This is a genomic window from Parapedobacter sp. 2B3, assembly GCF_041925275.1.
In the GTDB taxonomy this organism is placed as follows: Bacteria; Bacteroidota; Bacteroidia; order Sphingobacteriales; family Sphingobacteriaceae; genus Parapedobacter; species Parapedobacter pyrenivorans_A.
This window is the reverse complement of sequence record NZ_JBHEUZ010000005.1, coordinates 107,408-127,943: the sequence shown is the minus strand read 5'-3', so window position 1 is coordinate 127,943 and position 20,536 is coordinate 107,408. Positions and strand designations below refer to the sequence as shown.

Sequence of the window (20,536 nt, the reverse complement as noted above, 5' to 3'; positions counted from 1 at the left end):
CCAAACTAAAGAATGAAGAAAAATGATTAGAAGTTGGAGTTTTCTATTGTATTTCACGATTATCATTCCACTACACTTGACCGCCCAGCAGGTTCGGGTAGGTGGAAAGGTGGCGGCGGCGGACACGGGAGAGCCGTTGGCCGGGGTGAGTATTATGGTTGATGGGTCGACCAAGGGGGCTAGTACCGGCGAGGACGGTACTTTTGAAATCAGCGTCTTGCCCACCGATAAATTGGTTTTTTCGTTTACCGGTATGGAGCCTCAGACCCTTGATGTGGGCGCGCGGACTTATTTGGAAGTTGCTCTGGTTCCTGTATCAGACGAATTGGAAGAGGTGACTGTTGTGGCTTTCGGCACCCAGAAAAAAGAAAGTGTTGTCGCTTCGATAACAACGGTAAACACCAAAGATCTGCTCGTGCCAAGCAGTAACCTAACCGCTTCGTTTGCCGGCAAGATACCCGGTCTGATTTCTTACCAGACCACCGGTGAGCCCGGCAGGGATAATGCCCAGTTTTTCATACGGGGGGTCACCACTTTCGGCTACAAGGCCGACCCGCTGATCCTCATCGACGGTTTTGAGGCCTCGACGGATGACCTTGCGCGGTTGCAGCCGGATGACATTGAGGCTTTTTCCATTTTGAAAGATGCGTCCGCTACGGTCCTTTACGGGGCGCGTGGCGCAAACGGGATCGTATCGATTACCACCAAATCAGGCAAAGCGGGGGAACGGGTCGCGATTTCAGCGCGGTTCGATGCGAACGTTTCCTCTCCCACATCGATGCTCGAACTCCTTGATGGTGTTTCTTATATGAGAGCTTACAATGAGGCCCGACTTTCACGCCACAATGACGAGATGTCGAAATACGAGGGCGACCCCGCCCAGATTGTCCCGATGGGCAACTGGTACAGCGAGGAAAAGATACAGGCGACGCTGCGAGGTGAGAACCCGATGGTATTTCCTAACGTGAACTGGTACGATGCATTGATGAAAAACAATACGGTAAACTCCAGGTTCAACATGAATCTGTCGGGCGGTGGGCAAGTGGCTACCTATTACGTTTCGGCAGGCGTTGATCGTGAAACCGGTTTGCTCAAGGTGGACAACCAAGATAACCTGAACAATTTCAATAGCAACATCGATATCAGCCGGTATAGTATCCGGACCAATGTTATTTTTAACCTTGGCAAGACGACACAGCTGGATACCCGAATTTCCGGGAGGTTTCAGAAATACAATTCGCCATTCCGGTCTGCGGGCGAGATCTTCGATATGGTGATGGGCATCAACCCTGTTGAGTTTCCGGCGGTATGGCTGCCCGATGAGCGGCATCAGTATACGCGCAACACGATGTTTGGCATGGTCGATCCCGGCTTGGTGAACCCCTTTGCGGAAATGGTCAGGGGCTACACGGTCTCGGACGAGAACAATATTTCTGCCCAGGCCACGCTGAAACAAGATCTCGGCAATGTTATGGAAAACCTGAAGCTGGAACTGAAAGCCTCGGTGAACACCTGGAGCGCCTCGTCGCAGACGCGGAGTTATAACCCCGTTTATTACGCGCTTGAAAATTATGATGACCAGAACCAGGAATACACCCTTTACCCGCTCAATCCGAACGAAACGGGCCGCCTGGGTGATGTCACGGGGGGGCGCAACGGCGAAACGCACTACTATTTTGAGGGGCGCTTGAATTGGAACAACAGTTTCGGCCCCCATAACCTGGGATTTATGACCGTGGGTTTCGCGGGAGAAAAGCTGCTTACCAATGGGTCAAACGGTTCTATTTACGAGACATTGCCCGAGCGGAATGTCGGCAACTCTTCACGGTTCACATATGACTATGACTCCCGCTATTTTTTGGAAGCTTCTTACGGGTACAATGGTTCAGAGAAATTCGATAAGTCGCATCGTTTCGGCTTCTTTCCATCCATCGGTTTTGGTTGGGTGGTTTCCAATGAGCCTTACTACACAGACGGCCTGAAGCGTGTGTTCGATCTTGTAAAATTGAAACTCACCCACGGAAAAGTGGGTAATGACGCCATCGCCGGCCGCTCAGGCAGATTTTTCTTCCTTTCGGACATATATGCCGGCGGCGGTATGTATTCATGGGGCAGGGATTTCCTCCAGCGGTACGAGGGATACAGTGTTGCCCGATACAATAACCCGAATATCCAATGGGAAGTGTCAACCATATCTAACCTCGGGTTGGAGCTGGGCCTGTTGAATGGCCTGAATATCCAGGTGGATTATTTCCACAATATACGTGATAAGATTTACTGGCCCAGGAACAACATTCCCCAAACGATGGGCTATGAGGCGGTAATAAGCGGAAATATCGGAAAGGTGAAGTCTCAGGGCATTGATGGGTCTGTTGACTATAAGCACTTCTTCTCCAACAGCTTCTGGATGACCGCCCGGGTGAACGCAACTTATGCCACCAATCGGATTGTCCGGACCGACGAGCCTTCCTATAAAGAGTGGTACCTGTACACCGCCGGGCAGCCAATAGGGCAGCAATGGGGGTATGTGGCCGAACGCCTGTTCGTCGACCAGGAAGAGATCGACAACTCGCCCAGCCAGATCGCCTTCGGTTCATACATGCGCGGCGACATCAAGTATACCGACGTGAACCAGGATGGCGTTATCAACGAAAATGACCGGATTCCCATCGGTTATCCGACCGTGCCGCAGCTTCAATACGGTTTCGGGGCGTCATTGGGTTGGAAGAAGGTGGATTTTTCCTTCTTCTTCCAGGGGAACTCGCGGGTTTCATTCTTTATCAACCCTTCAGGGATTGCTCCCTTGGTTAACCGGCGCAACGCACCGGCTATCATCGCGCGCGATTCGTGGAGCGAGACCAACCCCGATGTCCATGCATTCTGGCCCCGGCTTGCGGTCTACGAGGTGAACAACAACGTCCAACCGTCCACATGGTGGCTGCGCGACGGGAGTTTCATGCGCCTGAAAACCCTGGAAGTGGGTTATAGCCCCGGCTTGCTTGGACGCGTAGGCATCGCCGGCGGGCGGATCTACCTGAGCGGGGAGAACCTGTTTTCCCTCAGCTCCTTCAGGCTTTGGGACCCGGAAATGGGGGGGAACGGGTTGGCTTATCCGATAAATAGGCGTATTAACATGGGAGTCCAATTATCATTTTAATCCTAACGTATCATGAGAAAATTGCTGTATAGCCTTGTCCTTATCGTGTCGTCTTCCGCATGTTCCGATTACCTCAGCATCGTGCCTGACAACACGGTGACACTGGAGGATTACTTTGCCAACCGGGAGATGGCGCTTAACGCGCTATCGAAAGTATACAGTTTCCTGCCGCCGGTCCACAGTATGTCGAATTCGACCTTTCTATTGGGCGACGAGTGGGTGTCACGCGAGGTCGATAAAAACGACCTTTGGCGCCAGTCGCCCCTGGGGATTATGATGGGAGGCCAGAACAATAGTAATCCCATGTACGGGTTATGGACGGGGAGTGGAGGTGCTCCCCACCTCTATAAGGGTATACGGGCCTGCAACACGTTCCTTGACAAGATATCGCTCGCTGAAAACGTGCCGGAAAGGGAGTTAAAGGACTGGACCGCACAGGTAAAATTCCTTAAAGCCTTTTATCATTACCAGCTGATCGAACATTATGGTCCCATCGTTATCGTCGATCGCACGGTGAATGTGGATGAATCAGACGACCAGATCTTGCCGAAGCGCCAGAAGGTAGACGATTGTTTCGATTATGTCATCAGGTTGATTGACGAGGCGATTCCGGATTTGCAGGACCGTGTGCCCGACATCTATTTGGGGATGGTCGACAAGCGGGTGGCCTTGGCGATCAAGGCACGGGTCATGCTGCTCAGAGCGAGCCCTTTCTTCAATGGCAACCGCGAATATTACAGTGATTTCCTGGATTTCGATGGACAGCCATACTTTCCGGTGGATGAAAATCCCCAGAAATGGCGGGATGCACTTGATGCTGTAAACACTGCTATTGCCTTTTGCGAGAGCAATTTTAACGAGTTATACCGGTTCACAGGGGCGCCATTCAGCAAAGCAGATGAAGCCCTTTTGGAACAAAGCCCCGAGCGGATGACCGATTATTTTTCGGTAAAAATGACCATTCCGGATCCTTGGAATCAAGAACTGATATGGGGGCGGACAGGCGACCGGAACGGCGGTGACTTTCTTCAATACGCCAGTGCTATCCGGACCAACAACGACACCGACCCGGACTGGCAAAGTAACGGCTACGTGGGCAATTGGCTGGGGGCGAATTACAGCGTAATTGAACGCTATTACACGAAGAACGGGCTTCCCCTTGACGTGGACCTGACGTTTTCGCAGAGCGACAAATATGACCTCTTCGAAGTTCCGGATTCCGCCGATCAGGCGTATCGTGTTTATGCCGGTTTCCTGCAGCCGAACGTGAAAACCGTCTATCTATATTTTGACCGCGAACCCCGTTTCTACGCTAACCTTGGCATAACCGGGGGCTATTGGCGTCAGTATAGGCGTTCCATCCCCACGATGCTGCTGCCTGGGACTGACGGCGGGATCAGTTTCATGCATGGAGGCACGGGGCAGACCGACTTTTTCTGGACAGGGATAGGCGTCCAAAAGTTTGTCCATCCTGAATCGATGAATGCGCACTCGGCCCGCATGGTAGCATTCCCCTATCCCATTATCCGCTTGTCCGATCTATATTTGATGAAAGCGGAAACCCTAAATGAGGTGGAAGGCCCCAGCCAAGCGGTGTATGACGCGCTCAACAAGGTGCGCCGTCGTGCAGGTATCCCCGACGTAGAAGATGCCTGGTCCAACCCCACTTTGGTAAGCCCCAACAACATCAACAGCCATCTGGATAAGGGTAGGCTCCGGGAGATCATTTTACGCGAACGTAGTATCGAACTAGCATTCGAAGGGGCCCGTTTTTTCGATATGCGGCGGTATAAGCGGGCTGTCCTTGAATTTAATCAACCGGCGATGGGCTGGAATGGAAAAGGATCGTCGCTCGGGGCTTTTTTTATACTTTCGATTAAGCAGGGCCGCAGTTTCCAGATGCGCGATAATCTTTGGCCCATACCCATCGGTGAGCTCAACATAAACTCCAATCTAAAACAGAATCCAGGATGGCCCGGGGCAGAAAACTAAGGATTTATAAATTGAATGACAATGGGTAACATATTTAAGATTATAATAATAGTGGTGTCCTTTAGCGCCATTTACGGCTGCAAGGAAAGTGAACGGTTCAAAATTAACTATGCGGATGACACCCCTCCCGGGAAGCCGTTTGTTGACCCGGTATATAAGCCGCTTTATGGGGGTGCCCGGATTTACTTCACTCCCCCTGAGGACCGGGATGTGCTGACGGTTAATGCGAGCTACCTCAATCAAGAAGGACAGGAGGTATGGTTTTCATCTTCTTATTTTTCGGACTCCATTGACGTGGAAGGCTTCCCCGATACACTTCCCAAGGAGGTCAGCGTTTACGCCGTGGACCGTGCGGGCAACAAATCCGAGGCGCAGACCATCACGGTGGTCCCAAAGGAACCCAGCATTTCCCGCATCGCCCGTAGCATAGCGGCCAAGGGAGGCTTCGGGTCGTTCTATGTGGAATGGGAAAACGAATTGAGCCAAGTGATCAATATCCACGTAAACTACGCATACGGGGATTCAGAGAAGAATGCCATTTTCACTTCTACGGATACGGTCGAGCGGAGGTTTGTCCTTGTCGGACAAATACCGGAATCTATGCCGGTGCGGGTTCGGGTAGCTGCGGAAGACCGTTACGGGAACATCAGTCAGACCGTCGAAAGTGAGATCCACCTGATAAAGGACGAAGAAATCCCTAAGGACAAATGGGTCATTCCACAAACGAATGATTCGGTAGGCGGAGTGCCGCAGGGATTCTGGGACGGCTTCGAGGGCCGTGCACGTTTCCTTATCGACGGTATCATAGACGATGGGCTGAACAGGAATTTCGGCAATACAGCGGCCAGAGGCCAGACAGGCCAAGTGAACGACGGAGATCTGCCAGCCAACTTCATCATCGACCTGGGCGAGGAATGGGAAATCAGCCGTATCATCACCCACCAAAGGGATCATATCTGGGATTCGAGACCGGTTGGGCGGGGTTGGTACTACGGTGGGGAGAACGTAGGTGTTTACGGTATCCATATCTGGGACGGGGCGGGCTGGGACTCGGTGCGGACGCACAAAATACCGTTCCCGCCCGATCTGCCCGGCCAGCAGTACCGCGTCATGGCACAGGCCGGTGACATGGCATACCTTTACCCGGATGACCCACGCTTTTCCGCCCCTACCCGTTGGTTCCGCTATGAAGCGCAATATGGATTCCAAAATGATTATACCGGGCGCGGTGTGATGGGTCTCTCCGAAATCACACTGTATGGTAGGAAAAGGAAGTAGTTTTATTTAGTGATAATCGTTATGAAGCAATTAGTTTATTTGTGGACCATGTCGCTTTCGGCAATCGTACTGGCCTCGTGTTCCAATATTTACGATAACATAAAGGAATTCTCACCCGAAGAGATGATCTATCCGGCAAGTTTCGATACCATCAGCTGGAAACTTGGTTATGAACGGGTCGAGTTTTACCTCAGCAAGAAAGGTAAAGTCCCATCAAGCCAGATGAAATTGGGAAAGGCAGAGAAGACCGTTATCGAGTACGATGACGAACGCATTGTCATCGACAGCGTGTGTTCGTGGGTGAACATTACGGGATTAACCGAACAACGGACGTATCATTTCAGGATTTACACCGAAAACGAACACGGCGACCGATCCATCCCGCGGGAAGCGCGTTTGACGCCTTTTACCAAAACAGACCTTGACGTGCTGTCGCTGGTGCCACCCAAAGTAATTGAGTCCACGTCTGCTGCGGTCGTTGAATGGGCCGCACCGATCGAATCAGATCTATACCAATTCTTTGGCTATTCGGCTGAATACACAGACAAAGACGGACGGGTCCGGTCGTTTGAAGGGGGCACGCTGCCCAGCTTTATTGTTGAAGAAGTCCAGGTCGGGGTTGAGGTCCCCATTAAGATAAGTGCAAAGATCCTTCCCTATATCGGCGGACAAGCGCTTCTGGATACGATTCCCGAATGGGAGACGTATTATAATCTGCGTATTTCCGAATCGGCACGGCCGGCCATCTTTCTGAAAAGCCCATCTCCTGCAGCAGTTTTGAACATCTATAAGGAGGAGTTTCCACTTGAGTTTTCCTGGACCAAGGTGGACGGCGCGGGCGGTTACCTGCTGAAGTTTTCGAAAACACCGGATTTCAGTCCGTCTTCCACCAAGACCATTGAAGTAGGCGATGTGGGTTCCTACCTTATGGATAAAGAGGAGGCGACCAGTCAGGTGTTTTCCGATTATGATCCGATAACTTCGCCCGATGAATTTTTCTGGAGGGTCGAACCGAAAGGACAGGCGTCATCTGTCCGCATCCAGTCACGGGCTATCAATTATAAGCATGTGGAGGGGGAGCTGGTCTATGAATATGTCGAATCGACGAACCCGCTGAACCGTTATATGGGTAATTTTGAGCATATTTGGGAATCCGGACCGTACCGGAACGATGACGCGACGTTGGTGTGGGGGTCGGTGGCGCTGAATTTCACGGGCCGGTATATCGCTTGGTACGGGCTGACAAACAACGATCTCCCGATTGCGCAGGTACGTGTTGACGGCGAGCTGGTTGAAGAGGTAAATACATATGGTGAAAGACAGGTACGCAAGCTATACGAAAAAACGTGGTCGTCGGATGGCGACCATACCATAGAAATATCACCGTCCACATTTCTGCTAGTCCATGATTACATGGTTTATGTACGCGAGGTGAAGAATGATTAGGGTGGTAATAACGACAAGATAAATTAAATACACATAATAATAACCGAAAACATGAGACAACTTAAAATAGTAGCATTCGCATTGTTTACGTTTCTTTGCACCAGCTTGGCGCTTTTTGCCGAAGAGATTGAGATTAAAATCAACAAAAAGTACCTCAACTTCCCGATATCGCACCAGCAAGACCGTGCGAGGATGACTTTCGAGGTAGCCGGCGAGCCCGACCTGTCCGTAGTGGTGCGGCTGGCACCCGGAGAACCAGATTACTGGGTATTCAAAGATGTATCTCACCTGAGGGGAAAAACGGTCAAGATTACTTACGAAGGTGATGCCCGGGGTTTGAGCAAAATTTTGCAGGACGACGCCATTGTCGGTCAGGACAGTCTCTACAAAGAGAAAAACCGTCCGCAATTTCATTTCAGTACCCGCCGCGGGTGGATCAACGACCCCAACGGGCTGGTTTACCACGACGGTGAGTACCACCTCTACTACCAGCACAATCCTTATGAAAAGGAATGGGGAAACATGCATTGGGGGCACGCCGTGAGCAAGGACCTGGTTCACTGGAAGGAATTGCCCGTAGCGTTGTTTCCCGATCATCTGGGCACGATGTTCTCCGGCTCTGCCGTTATCGACTATGAAAACACTGCGGGCTACAACAAAGGCAACACGCCGGCAATGGTGGTGGCGTATACCGCAGATGGTCCGGAAAAACAGGTACAAGCCATTGCGTATAGCCTCGACAACGGACGTACATTTACCAAATATGAAGGCAATCCGGTTATTGATTCCAAAGAAAAATGGGACAGCCGCGACACGCGTGATCCGAAAGTTTTCTGGTACGAGCCGGATGGCCATTGGGTGATGGTGCTCAACGAACGCGACGGACACTCTATCTATACTTCCGGCGATCTCAAAGACTGGAAATACGAAAGCCATGTAACGGGGTTCTGGGAATGCCCGGAGCTGTTCGAGCTGCCGGTAGATGGCAACCCCGGCAATACCAAGTGGGTAATGTATGGCGCCTCGGGTACCTATATGCTTGGGTCATTTGACGGTAAGGTGTTTACGCCCGAATCCGGCAAACACCAATACACCGCCGGCGCAATGTATGCCGCCCAAACGTTCACGAACATGCCCGATGATAGGCGGGTACAAATCGGTTGGGGCCGCATAAGCCATCCAGGGATGCCATTTAACGGCATGATGCTGCTCCCTACCGAACTGACCCTGCGTACAACAAAAGATGGCCCCCGCCTGTTCAATGTGCCGGTAAAGGAAACCGAGCAGCTATTTACGCCGGTTGAAAAATGGGAAAATCTATCGTCAGATCGAGCAAATGAATTGTTGGATGCATTCGACCATGCCGATCGCCTGCGGATAAGAACCACCCTGAAGCTGTCGCACGCCACAGGTGCCGGGTTTAATCTGTATGGACAACGTATTGTGGATTACGATCTGAACTGGAATACACTGAATGGGTCCTTCTATTCGCCCGAAGACATGACGAGCACGGTGGTTTCTGCCGATATTTATATCGACCGGACCAGCATCGAAGTGTTCATCGACGGCGGTAGGTTCTCTTATTCAATGGAACGGAGACCCGATGAGAGAAACAGGGAAGGCTTCCACTTCTGGGGAAACAATATCGAGGTGAAAAACCTGGAGGTATTCCATGTAACCTCTATTTGGGACTGATGGGGGGAATCCGGCGCTCGGCCAGTTAGCCGCGCGCCGGGTTCGTACCTTTAATTAGTTCGAAGACGGTGATTTCGGGAAGGATACCGACACGGCCGGGGTAGCCAAGGAAGCCGAAGCCGGTGTTTACGTACAGTTGCTGTTGCCCTTGCCTATAGAGCCCGGCCCATTCTTTGTAGATGTACTGTGCGGGGCTCCATTTGATATTGCCCATGCGTACGCCGAACTGCATGCCGTGGGTGTGGCCGGCAAACATCACGTCCACATCGGGCCGGGTAAGCACTTGGGCACGCCAATGGGAAGGGTCGTGTGAGAGCAGCAATCTAACGGGCATGTCGTCGGTTCCTTGCATTGCTCGGTCTAAACGCCCATATTTCGGAAAGCGGCCTGTACCCCAGTTTTCGACCCCGATGATGCCGATTTCCTCGTTGCCCACCTTCAGCCTGCGGTTTTCGTTGAGCAGCAGGTCCCAGCCCATCACCTTGTGCACTTCTTTTACATCCTGCAGGTTTTTTGCTTTTGCGGCAGATGGTTCCGGACCGAAATGGTAATCGCCGTAGTCGTGGTTCCCCAACGTGGAGAAGACACCCAGCGGTGCCTGTACTTTTGTGAAGATGTCTTGGTAATCGCGCATTTCACTGGCCAGGTAATTGACCAGATCGCCGGTAAAGAAAACGGCGTCCGGCTTTTCAGCCAATAACATATCCACGCCGCCCTGCACAGCAGTTTTGTTGTAGAAGCTGCCGGAGTGCACGTCAGACAGCTGGCCAATCTTCATCCCATGGAATGCCTTGGGCAGGTTAGGAAGGTAAAGTTTTTCACGGCGAACACGGTAGTCATAAGCGCCTGAAATGATTCCCCACCCCAATGGGGCTAACGGTGCGGCGGCCAACATAATTCCCGCTTTGGTCAAAAACTGGGAGCGACTGATCCCTTTTACCGGGTTCTCGGGCAGTGGTGCGTCACTGTCTACCGCCGCTACCTGCTTTCTTTTCGGCAATAGCAGTCGCTTCAGCCACACGCCTCCTCTACGGATGTCGTCTGCAAGCAAAACCAGGATAAAGGTAAACTTACTGATGAACGTAAGGAAAAATGCTACCAGGATGATGGAACGGAACATGAGCGGTATGCTCACATAGATGCTGACAAAAATGCAGGCCGTGAGGAGCAAGCTGTACCCCCACCAGATTTTCGGGAACAGCGGGGAAGCCGCCCATCGTATCCGCGTGGTACGCAATGCCTTGTAGATATAAAAATCTATGAGGAGTAAAACTATGCTGTTAAAAATAACCATTTACCCTGTTATTCTACAATCGTCGTTTTTTGGGGTGCACGGTTGTGCAGCTGGGTATCGCGTGTCGTTTCACCGGTTGCCAGTTGCTGCAATGCCGTTATCCAAAGTGGGTGGTCGTTGAGGCTTTCTACCAATTGCACTTGTTCACCTCCCAGCGCCTTGAACTCGGTTGCATATTCTGTGCCAATTTCGTAAATGGTTTCAAGGCAATCGGCCACGAACGCGGGGCTGAAAACAAGCAGGCGTTTCGCGCCGTTGGCCGCTACGGCCTTCAGTGCATCCGTTGTATAGGGTTCTACCCAAGGGGTTTTGCCCAACCGCGATTGGAAGCATACGGTGTACCGGTCCGCATCGATACCGATTTTCCCGGCAAGTAAGCGGGTTGTTGCATAGCATTGGGCAACATAACAATACCGGTTATGTTCGTCGATGCGCTCCCGGCAGCCCGCCGTTTCACACCGATGCGACCCATCGGGGGTTACGTCGTTCAGCTGCCGTACGGGCAAGCCGTGGTAACTGAATAAGACGTGGTCGTAAGCGGTCAGGTCATGCTTGCGCGCATTTTCGGCAAACACATCGATCATCCGCTCATTATCGTAAAAATCATTGACAATAGAAACCTCGGGAAAGGTGTGCCAAGAGCGTATCAGCTCCATCACTTTGTCGATGACCGAGCCCGTGCTTGCCGAAGCATATTGCGGAAAGAGGGGAATGATGCGTAGCTGTTCCAGGTTCATGGGTCTCAATCTCGCCAATGCGGAAGCGATGGACGGGTTTTGATAGCGCATCGCCAATTCTACGTGGTACTCATCGCCCAAGCGCTCCTGAAGTAACCGTTGCTGGAGCAAGCTATAATGCAACAAAGGTGACCCCGTTTCATCATTCCACACGGCCCGGTACAATTTGGCGGAGTTGGGCGCCCGGAAGGGCACGATGATTCCCCGCACAAGGAAAAAGCGACGCCACGCGGGGATGTCGATGACCCGGCCGTCCATCAGAAACTCGTTAAGGTAACGTCGTACATCGGGTACCGACGGACTATCTGGCGTGCCCAGATTGACCAATAAAATCCCTTTTTTTGCCTTATTCATGGCCCGCAAAGATACATAATTATGGTGCCAGCCTACCTAAAACGAAGACAATTTGATGCTTAGATGACGATTTGAGCAATTATTTCCGACTTACCGCACCGCAAACCGGACACGGAAATATACCAGGCTTCTTGGGGCAAAACCGCCCGCATAGGCTGTCCATGACCGTGTGGTTACATGTATTTCGCCCCAGATAGGGTTGCCTTTTTTGTCGACCGCTGTGGCGAAGCAATAGTCGTAAAACATATCCCGCCCCACGGGTTTGAACCCAAACGCGACCTCGCCGCTCCGGCGGCCGTCGCGCAGGAACGGCTGGCCCGGCGTGTCGGGAGAACGCCCTTTCTTACGGCGCTCCAGTACCGGGAAACCCGAACCGTGCAATTTGTTCAGGTTGCCGTCACTCACCACATTCACATACAGCGCTAGCTTCTGCAGTAGGTCGGCCAGCCGGCGCTTGCTTTCCCGCTTGGCGGTGTTGTAAAGGAGCCCACCGCCCGCGGCTGCATACACCTTTTGCTGGTAGTCTTCAAAAGCCGTTTCAATTTCTTCCAGCGAAGGTCTAGGGTCCGTGAAAACCAGTGAGTTTTTCATAGCCCGCAAAATCACGCCCGCTGCAACCAGCAGCTTGGCGTCCGGATAACGAATAAAGCCTGCCTTCGCGCGTTGGTATTTCATGGTAATCGCATTGTTCTTCTTGGATTTGGTAAGTGTGTATGGCAAACATAGCCAATTGCATACGGAATCACAACGGTTTCTCTGCATTAGCACACAGGGATAGCCCAGAGCCGTATAGCGGGTGCCCATCAGTTTAACGAGATGCACCTGGATGAAATACATATATGCGGAAACGGGACCGTTGCGTGTGGGCACAATATCGGTGCGTGCCGACGTACCACAACGGTGGGTGGTCCCCGCAGCGGGTGGGTGTTACAAGCTTGCGATAAACGATATACGCCCTGCTTTAAGCTGATGTCGTCCGTTTCGCCGCCCCGACCGGATGGAGCCTCCTCACGGGCAGCACGAGTTGCACGGGAACGGTCTTAGGTTGTCATCATGTTACGCAACATAAGTGTAAGGATATAATGTTTCTTTATGAGACAATAATATTCCGAAGTACCATGCCATCGTTGCCGGATAAGGCAGTGTGTGGTTGGCCAAACCCGGTCTCCGGCCGGCTTAAAACAAGGTGGCGGCTATGTTTGCCACTACCATGCCCGCTTGAAACGGTCCAATTTCGACACCGATCAATAGGAATATGCCGAATAGGTGCGTTGTATACATGCAAAGGAAGGGAGTGGGCGTACATACCCAAATTGTGTTGGCTGAAAAGATAATGAAGTTTACTAATAAGAAAACTCAAGTGCCGCACTACTGTGTCGGATTGCTGCAGAACGACATTGTTTGGCAGTAAAGCAGTACGGGAGGGAGCCAAAAGTATTCAGGGTCGATGCATCGGAAGAGCGTTCCAGCGCACCCCAGCACAGTTTTAATTTGTCCTGATGCTGTTTTGGGTTAAAACAGTATTGTTTCTGTTCAAACCAATACTGTTATCGCGTGATGTTACGTAACATCGCGCTGTCAGTAGCCTTCCAATTCGGCCTTTACATGCTCCATGAGCCACATCGGTGTGGAGGTAGCGCCGCAGATGCCCACGGTATCGCCGGGCTCAAAGTTTTCGGGATTCAACTCGGAGGGATCCGATACGAAATAGGTGTTGGGGTTGTGTTTGAGGCAAACCTCATAAAGCACCTTCCCATTGGAAGATTTTTTGCCTGAGACGAAGACAACCTTATCGTATTGACGGACGAAGTCGCCCAGGTCTTCATACCTATTGGATACCTGTCGACATATCGTATCGTTCGCTTTCACGTCGTACCCCCGATTCATCAGCTCATCTTTGATGGCGTAGAATTTATCCACGCTCTTTGTCGTCTGGCTGTACAGCGTAAAGCTATCGGGAAGTTCCACGCCGTCCAGTTCGGCGATATCCTGGAAAACGATAGCGTCGCCGCCGGTCTGCCCTTGCAAACCGATGACTTCGGCGTGTCCGTGTTTCCCGTAAATGAGGACTTTCTCTTTCTTGTCGAACGACGTCTTCACCCGGTTCTGCAGTTTGAGCACCACGGGGCAGGAGGCATCGATGAGCGTGATGTTGTTTTCCAATGCTATCCGGTAGGTCTCGGGCGCTTCGCCGTGTGCGCGGATCAGCACTTTTTCGTTTTTCAGCGTGTGAAGGTCGTCGTGGCCGATGATGCGGAGTCCCTTGGCCTTGAGCCGCGCCACCTCCTCGTCGTTATGTACGATGTCGCCCAGGCAGTACAGGTAGCCGTCTTCTTCCAGGATTTCCTCGGCCATGTCAATGGCGTAGACCACCCCGAAGCAGAATCCGGAGTCCTTGTCGATGGTTGCCTGTAAGTTGAGTTCCATGCCCATGCAAAGTTAGGCAATAAATCGTTATAAGACGAAATGCCGGTACAGGCAATTGATGAGATCGCGGTGGATATCAGGAAAATCATCCGTGTATGTGGTCCGGCTGCCGTTGATGATGACGACGAAACCGAATTTCTTCTGCGGCTGGAAGAACATGGCGCTGTTGAGTCCGTAGGCCAGGCCGGTGTGACCTTTCATGATTTTGCCGGAGATGAGGTCGTCCTTGGTCCGCAATGCCAGTGCATACCCCTTTCCGGCCGGGACAGAAGTCTGCATGGTCCGCGCACTTTCTTCTGATAGGATACGGGTGGTGCCGCGTATACCATAGTTCATGTGCATGGTCATGTACCGGGCCAGGTCGGTAGCCGAGATTTTCATGCCGCCGGTAGGTGAAAAGATGGGGGCACTGTAACCCATTTGGTAGTCTTTCAATGATGCAGCGGGCGACCGGTAGGCGGCGGGAGATGCTATAAAGCGATTACTGTCTGCATCGTACGTATACAGGGCTGCAAACCGTGCACGATCCAGTTCGTCTACATTGTAGCTCGCATAAAGGCCTAAAGGTTGTAGGACGTGTGCACGGACATATTGGTCAAAGCGCTCACCGCTGTACTTTTCAAGAATGGCGCCAGCCAGGTTGAAGTTGAGGTTGCAATATTGGTAATCCGTGCCGGGGGCATAGTCGTTGTAGGCTTTCGCCCAATCGGGATTCTTCTCGGGGTTGAAGGCATCGAGTGTAAAATACCCGTTTTTATCGCTGATGCTGGAGGTGTGCGACAGGATCATGCGCAGGGTGATGACCGAATCGGGGAAGTTGGGGTTACGCACCGGAAAGCCGATCAGTTCACCCACGTCGTCATCAAGCGAAAGCTTCCCCGCTTCGATCAATTGCATGAGGCTCGTGGCGACGAACGATTTGGATATGGAGGCAATACGGAAGACGTCGTCGTTTTCCAGTGGCTCCTGTGTGGCCAGGTTCCGGTAACCAAAGGACTGGTTATAGATGATGTCGCCATCTTTCACGACAGCAACGGATGCGCCCACGGCGTCGTAGTTGGCCATGATGGCAGCGATTTCTTCTGCTGCTTTCGCGACGGGTTGTGCTGTGGTTGCTAGCATCGCGGTCACCAAACTGGTGAAGGTCAATACTGCATGATTAAAATAGGAGTTCTTCATAACATGATTAATCGGTAGACGAAGGTACGATTTTCCACGACTTGTTTACCAATCTGCGTAAGCTATGCGAATCAATACCTTATGGTATCTGCAATCATTCATCCCTCAGGCTGTCCACTGGATTTGCTGCTGCTGCCCGTATGGCCTGCCAGCCCACGGTAACCAAGGCAACTATTACGGCAGTCAGTCCTGCTGCCACGAACACCCACCACTGTATACCGATACGGTAGGCAAAATCCTCCAGCCATTTGTTCATCGCCCACCACGCAATGGGCGATGCGATGACCATGGCCGCGCACACCAACTTCACAAAGTCTTTAGACAGCAAACCGGCAATGCCCATTACCGAAGCGCCGAGCACCTTGCGGATACCAATCTCTTTCACCCGAAGCCCCAACGTATGCACGACGAGTCCGAAGATGCCCATCGTGGCCAGTAACATCGTGAGCAAGCTGAACGTGCGGAACAGTTTCTGCAGTTTTTCTTCGGCCGCATATTGGTGGGCTAATGTCTCTGTGACCACCTTGATATCAAACAGCTTTTCGGGGTATAGTTCTTTCCACACCGCAGCGATATCACGCATAACGGCAGTCTCCATCCCCGGTTGTGTACGGATAAGCAGCGCTCCGTAAGCAGGGTCGCGATAGCCCACGATAACCGTCGGCACCGTTTGTTTGTGGAGCGACTCGCTGTTGAAGTCTTCCACGATACCCACGGGAATGATACCGGCTTTTTGCAACGGGCGGTTCAATTCCGAAACCTGCAGCAGGCGGGCCGTGCTGGCCGTCATCAGGCAGGGCCGCAAACCATCCATCGCCTCAAAATCATTGGCTTGGATAGCATCGCCCATGTTGGCCGGGTCAAGAAACCGCCCTTCGGACAGCCTCAGTCCCAGCGTCTGGGCCATATTGGGCTCTCCGTCGATGTACCACAGTTCGATTTGTTCGGTGGGGTCTTGCGGGTCGGGTATGCTGTTTAACATCGGCCCCGCACCGTCTGTGGGCAACCAATTGGTAAAGCTCAGGGATTGGATAGCTGGGTTTCTCAACAGCTCGTTGCGGAGCGCTTCCGACTTATTATCCCATGAAACGTGGTTGACGCTGAGCAGTCCTTCGGTACCAAAGCCGACATCCCTGGTTTTGAGAAAAGCCACCTGCTGTTGAACAATCAGCATAGCAACAAGGATGGCGATGGAAATGGCAAACTGGGCTACAACTAGGCTTTTTCTTAGCCACCCCTGACCAGCTTTGCCCGTTTTCAGCACCTGTTGCATGGTGCCTACCGCACGAAAACCAGACACCAGCCACGCGGGGTACAGCCCGCTGAATAGGCAAATGGAAAAGAACGCGATAAGGGCACAGGCGAAGTAAGGCCCCGCTGCCGTGAAGCTGAACGCCAGTGGATAGCCGATAAACCGCTCCATGGCTGGAAATGCCAGTTGATAACACAACGCTGCCAGGCAACCGGCCATGCTGAAAATGAGCAGCGATTCAAGCAGGGATTGCAACAGGATCCGCTTGCGTGAAGCACCCAATATTTTCTGAACACCCGTTTCCTTAAGGCGGCTGCTGGCGCGGGCCGTGCTGAGGTTGATGTAGTTGATGTTGGCAATCAGCAACAGCAACGCGGCCACGGCAGCGAAGATATAGCTGTGCTGTATATTGCCTTTTACCAGTTGATAGGCCGGAAAATCCGTCTTCAGGTAAATGTCGGCCATGGGTTGCAGCGCAAACTGCATCTTGTCGTTTTCGGTGAACCGGGCGTACCAACTGCTTATCTTTTGTTCAAACTGCCGGGGATCTGTCCCTTCACGCAGCAGGAGGTAATGCCGGGCATATCGCATGCCTGGGCCCTGGCCGTCTTTCGCAAGGGCATGTTCTTGGCGCTCTTTAAGCAGTATCATGTCAGCACGGAGGTGGGTGTTTGGGGGGATGTCTTTCATCACACCTGCTATGATATATTCTTGGGCGTGCTCACCGTATTGGGGCACGTCGTATATCCGCTCGCCTAGCGGGTTTCTACCGCCAAAGTGAATCCTGCTGAACGATTCGGATAAGATGATTTTGTTGATGCCTCCGGCGGGATTAAGGTCTTCATGTGCTAGTAGGCTGATATCCAACAATCGTAGTGCTGCCGTATCTGCGTGAAGCATCGTTGCTTCGAGCGGTAGCGGGTCGGTCTTTCCGATCTTCAGGTGAGCAGGTACGGGATAGACTTCACTGTAATCTTCCACTTCGGGAAAGTGCTGCTTCAAGGCGGGGGCGAGTCCGGCGTATACCGTTCCGCCCTTCTGGGAATAAGCGCCGCCGCCTTCGCGGATCGACAGTAACCGGTAGGTATCGGCCGAACGGCTCCATTGCTTGTCGTAGGAAAGCTCGTCGATAACGACCGTGCCGATCAACAAACAGGCGGTGATGCCCAATGTTAAGCCGAAAACATGGATAACCGTATATAATTTTCCTTTCTTCAGGCCGCGGATGGCAATTTTTAATGCGTATTTCATAGCATAATTCATTCGTCTCTCAAACTATCCACCGGATTAGCCACCGCAGCCCTTATGGCCTGCCAGCTTACCGTAACCAGGGCAATTGCCCCTGCAAGCAATCCGGCTGCAGCAAACATCCACCATTGGATGTCGATGCGATAGGCAAAGTCTTCCAGCCATTTGTTCATGGCCCACCACGCTATCGGTGAGGCGATGGCCACCGCAATCAATACCAGTTTTGAAAAATCTTTCGAGAGCATGGCCGACAGTTGCGTTGCGGTAGCACCGAGCACCTTGCGGATGCCGATTTCTTTTGTACGTTGCTCGGCCGTAAATTTTGCAAGGCCAAATAAGCCCAGGCAGGCAATAAAAATGGTGAGCATTGCAAAAACACCCAGTATCGTCCCGATCTTTTGCTCCGCTTTGTATGTATTATTGTAGCGCTCATCTAAAAAAGAATAATCCATCGGGTCTTCTGCACCATATGCTGTAAATCGTTGTTGCAGTTTTGCCGTAAAGCTGGGAATATCGGCCGTGTTAATTTTTACCACGAGATTGCCCGGATCAGGAGCCAGCACCATGACCAATGGCGAAATCCGTTCGTGCAACGACCGGAAATGAAAGTCTTTGACCACCCCGATTACGCGATATATTTCTTCGCCATTGTTGCCGTTTCGGGAGATGGTTCGGCCCAACGCGTCCCCTTTCCACCCCAGCGCATTTACGGCCGCCTCATTCATGATGACGGCTGCTGAATCCGTGCCGTATTGCTGGGAAAAATTCCTGCCACTTTCCAATTGTATCCCTAGCGTTGGAATATAGTGTTCGTCGATTTCGTACCGCAATGTTTTTACAAGCCTATCGGGTTCCTGTTCGGTAGAAACAAAAAAATTGTTGTTGTCACTGCCACCCGCAGGCAAATACCTTGAAGCGCTTACGTGGGCCACCGCAGGGTCGTTCTGCAATTGTTGCTTGAAAACATCCACGTTGTTTCCCAATGCCCATACATTGGAGATGACCATTACTTTGTCTTTGTCATATCCCACATCTTTATTGCGTATATAGGAAAGTTGTTTGTAAACCACGATGGTACTTACGATGAGCATGATAGAGATGAAAAACTGGAACACCACCAACGTGCTCCTGAAACTCACGCCATTTTTTACCGGGTTCCATTTTCCTTTCAACACCGCCACGGGTTTAAATGAAGAAAGGTAAAATGCGGGGTAGCTTCCGGCAAGCAACGCCGTGATGAGGACAGTACCTATCAAAGCAGGTGTCATCCATGGTTTTTCGGTGAAACTGAGTGTTAACTGCAATCCCGAAAGGTCGTTGAAAAACGGTAGTGCCACTTTTATTAATAAAAGTGAAAGCAATAACGCAATCGTTGCGATGAGAATCGTTTCCATCAGGAATTGCTTTACCAATTCGCTTTTTAGCGAACCGAGCACTTTGCGTATGCCGACTTCACGTGTGCGTTTAGCGGCCTCGGCCGTGGAAAGGTTCATGAAATTGATACAGGCTATCAATAACATAAACAACGCAACGGCACTGAAAATATACACATAACGAACATCCCCCGGTGCACTCAGGTCGTAAGGAAAATCTGAATATAAGTGAATATCGGTAAGACGCTGTAATTGGAAAGTGAGGTTGCTGCCGCTCTTCCTGAATTCGGCTAACGTTTGGCCGGTACCATCTTTCATCTGTGGGCCAATGTACGTGTCAACCAGCCGCGGTACCTTTGCGTCCAGCTTTTCAAAATCCCTTTTATCTTTTAATAGTACATAGGTGTAGTAGTTTGAATTCATCCAGTTTTGCTGCCTTGCATCATCAAGGCTATTCATAGAAGTCAAAAGCCCAAATTGAAAGTGACTGTTCAGCGGGATATTTTCAATCACACCCGTTACCTTCATGGGCGCTTTATCCTCCGTTTTAAAATGGATGATTTGCCCCAACGCTTCTTCATCACCGAAATATTTTTGGGCGATGGCCTTGGTGAGTACAACCGTGTTGGGATCTACCAACGCAGTTTTAGGGTCTCCGGTGATAAAGGGCAGTGTGAATACATCGAAGAAATTCGCATCGACGTAGGCCAATGCATCCTGTTTGAACACATGGTCATGCACAGCCAGCTGGGGAGCCCAATCATAGCTTCGGAGCCTGGTGGCATCCTCCACTTCGGGAAAATCTTTTTTCAGGGTTTCCGCTACTGGTGCCATCACCACCGTTTCTTTCATTTTTTCACCCTGCACATTGCCCTCAAAGTAAATACGCGCAATGCGGTCTGCCTTTTTATGAAAGCGGTCGTAACCCAACTCATGGTTTACAAACAGCAAGATAATCAAACAGGTAGCCAACCCGATAGCAAGTCCAATAATATTAATGCTTGATGACCATTTATTGCGGATTAGATTCCGCCAGGCGATTTTGAAATAGTTCTTGATCATTTTTTTTAGATATGAGACATCAGACATGAGAGCCCCTACTCT

General features: G+C 51.5%; 12 protein-coding genes. 5 read left to right on the top strand and 7 right to left on the bottom strand.

Translation table 11 applies throughout. The features are described 5' to 3' along the window. The first annotated feature begins 22 nt into the window (after positions 1 to 22). Genes ACEVG1_RS07745 through ACEVG1_RS07725 form a run of 5 tightly spaced genes read left to right on the top strand, consistent with a single transcriptional unit; the run spans position 23 to position 9,568 of the window. A complete protein-coding gene (locus ACEVG1_RS07745; RefSeq protein ID WP_374743055.1) occupies positions 23 to 3,157 on the top strand; it encodes a SusC/RagA family TonB-linked outer membrane protein in 3,135 nt (1,044 codons plus the stop codon). A 12-nt stretch (positions 3,158 to 3,169) separates the two neighbouring features. Beyond that, complete coding sequence (locus tag ACEVG1_RS07740; protein WP_374743053.1) at positions 3,170 to 5,149, top strand: RagB/SusD family nutrient uptake outer membrane protein; 1,980 nt, start codon at positions 3,170 to 3,172, stop codon at positions 5,147 to 5,149. A 21-nt stretch (positions 5,150 to 5,170) separates the two neighbouring features. Next, positions 5,171 to 6,427, top strand: a complete 1,257-nt coding sequence (locus ACEVG1_RS07735; RefSeq protein ID WP_374743052.1) for a DUF4959 domain-containing protein — start codon at positions 5,171 to 5,173, stop codon at positions 6,425 to 6,427. A gap of 21 nt (positions 6,428 to 6,448) precedes the next feature. Further along, positions 6,449 to 7,873: a DUF4998 domain-containing protein gene (locus tag ACEVG1_RS07730; protein ID WP_374743051.1), complete on the top strand. Its 1,425-nt coding sequence runs from the start codon at positions 6,449 to 6,451 to the stop codon at positions 7,871 to 7,873. A 51-nt stretch (positions 7,874 to 7,924) separates the two neighbouring features. Beyond that, positions 7,925 to 9,568 (top strand): GH32 C-terminal domain-containing protein, encoded by a 1,644-nt coding sequence (locus ACEVG1_RS07725; RefSeq protein ID WP_374743050.1) that lies wholly within the window; start codon positions 7,925 to 7,927, stop codon positions 9,566 to 9,568. 25 nt (positions 9,569 to 9,593) lie between these two features. On the opposite strand, the gene ACEVG1_RS07720 is transcribed toward ACEVG1_RS07725, so the two are convergent. From ACEVG1_RS07720 to ACEVG1_RS07690, 7 genes are all read right to left on the bottom strand, one after another. After that, on the bottom strand, positions 9,594 to 10,862 hold the full coding sequence (locus ACEVG1_RS07720) for a metallophosphoesterase (protein ID WP_374743049.1): 1,269 nt from the start codon (positions 10,860 to 10,862) through the stop codon (positions 9,594 to 9,596). Between the two features lie 8 nt (positions 10,863 to 10,870). Next, positions 10,871 to 11,953, bottom strand: a complete 1,083-nt coding sequence (gene hemH, locus ACEVG1_RS07715; protein ID WP_374743048.1) for a ferrochelatase — start codon at positions 11,951 to 11,953, stop codon at positions 10,871 to 10,873. A 90-nt stretch (positions 11,954 to 12,043) separates the two neighbouring features. Beyond that, entirely contained in the window at positions 12,044 to 12,628 is a 585-nt protein-coding gene (locus ACEVG1_RS07710; protein WP_374743047.1) for a hypothetical protein, read from the bottom strand. Positions 12,629 to 13,531: 903 nt separating this feature from the next. Then, complete coding sequence (locus ACEVG1_RS07705; protein ID WP_374743046.1) at positions 13,532 to 14,380, bottom strand: 4-hydroxy-3-methylbut-2-enyl diphosphate reductase; 849 nt, start codon at positions 14,378 to 14,380, stop codon at positions 13,532 to 13,534. A gap of 27 nt (positions 14,381 to 14,407) precedes the next feature. Next, a complete protein-coding gene (locus tag ACEVG1_RS07700) occupies positions 14,408 to 15,559 on the bottom strand; it encodes a serine hydrolase domain-containing protein (RefSeq protein ID WP_374743045.1) in 1,152 nt (383 codons plus the stop codon). A 94-nt stretch (positions 15,560 to 15,653) separates the two neighbouring features. Continuing rightward, positions 15,654 to 18,062, bottom strand: coding sequence for an ABC transporter permease (locus ACEVG1_RS07695; RefSeq protein ID WP_374743044.1), 2,409 nt, complete (start codon positions 18,060 to 18,062; stop codon positions 15,654 to 15,656). An 8-nt stretch (positions 18,063 to 18,070) separates the two neighbouring features. Continuing rightward, positions 18,071 to 20,494, bottom strand: a complete 2,424-nt coding sequence (locus ACEVG1_RS07690) for an ABC transporter permease (RefSeq protein ID WP_374743043.1) — start codon at positions 20,492 to 20,494, stop codon at positions 18,071 to 18,073. Between the last annotated feature and the right edge of the window lie 42 nt (positions 20,495 to 20,536).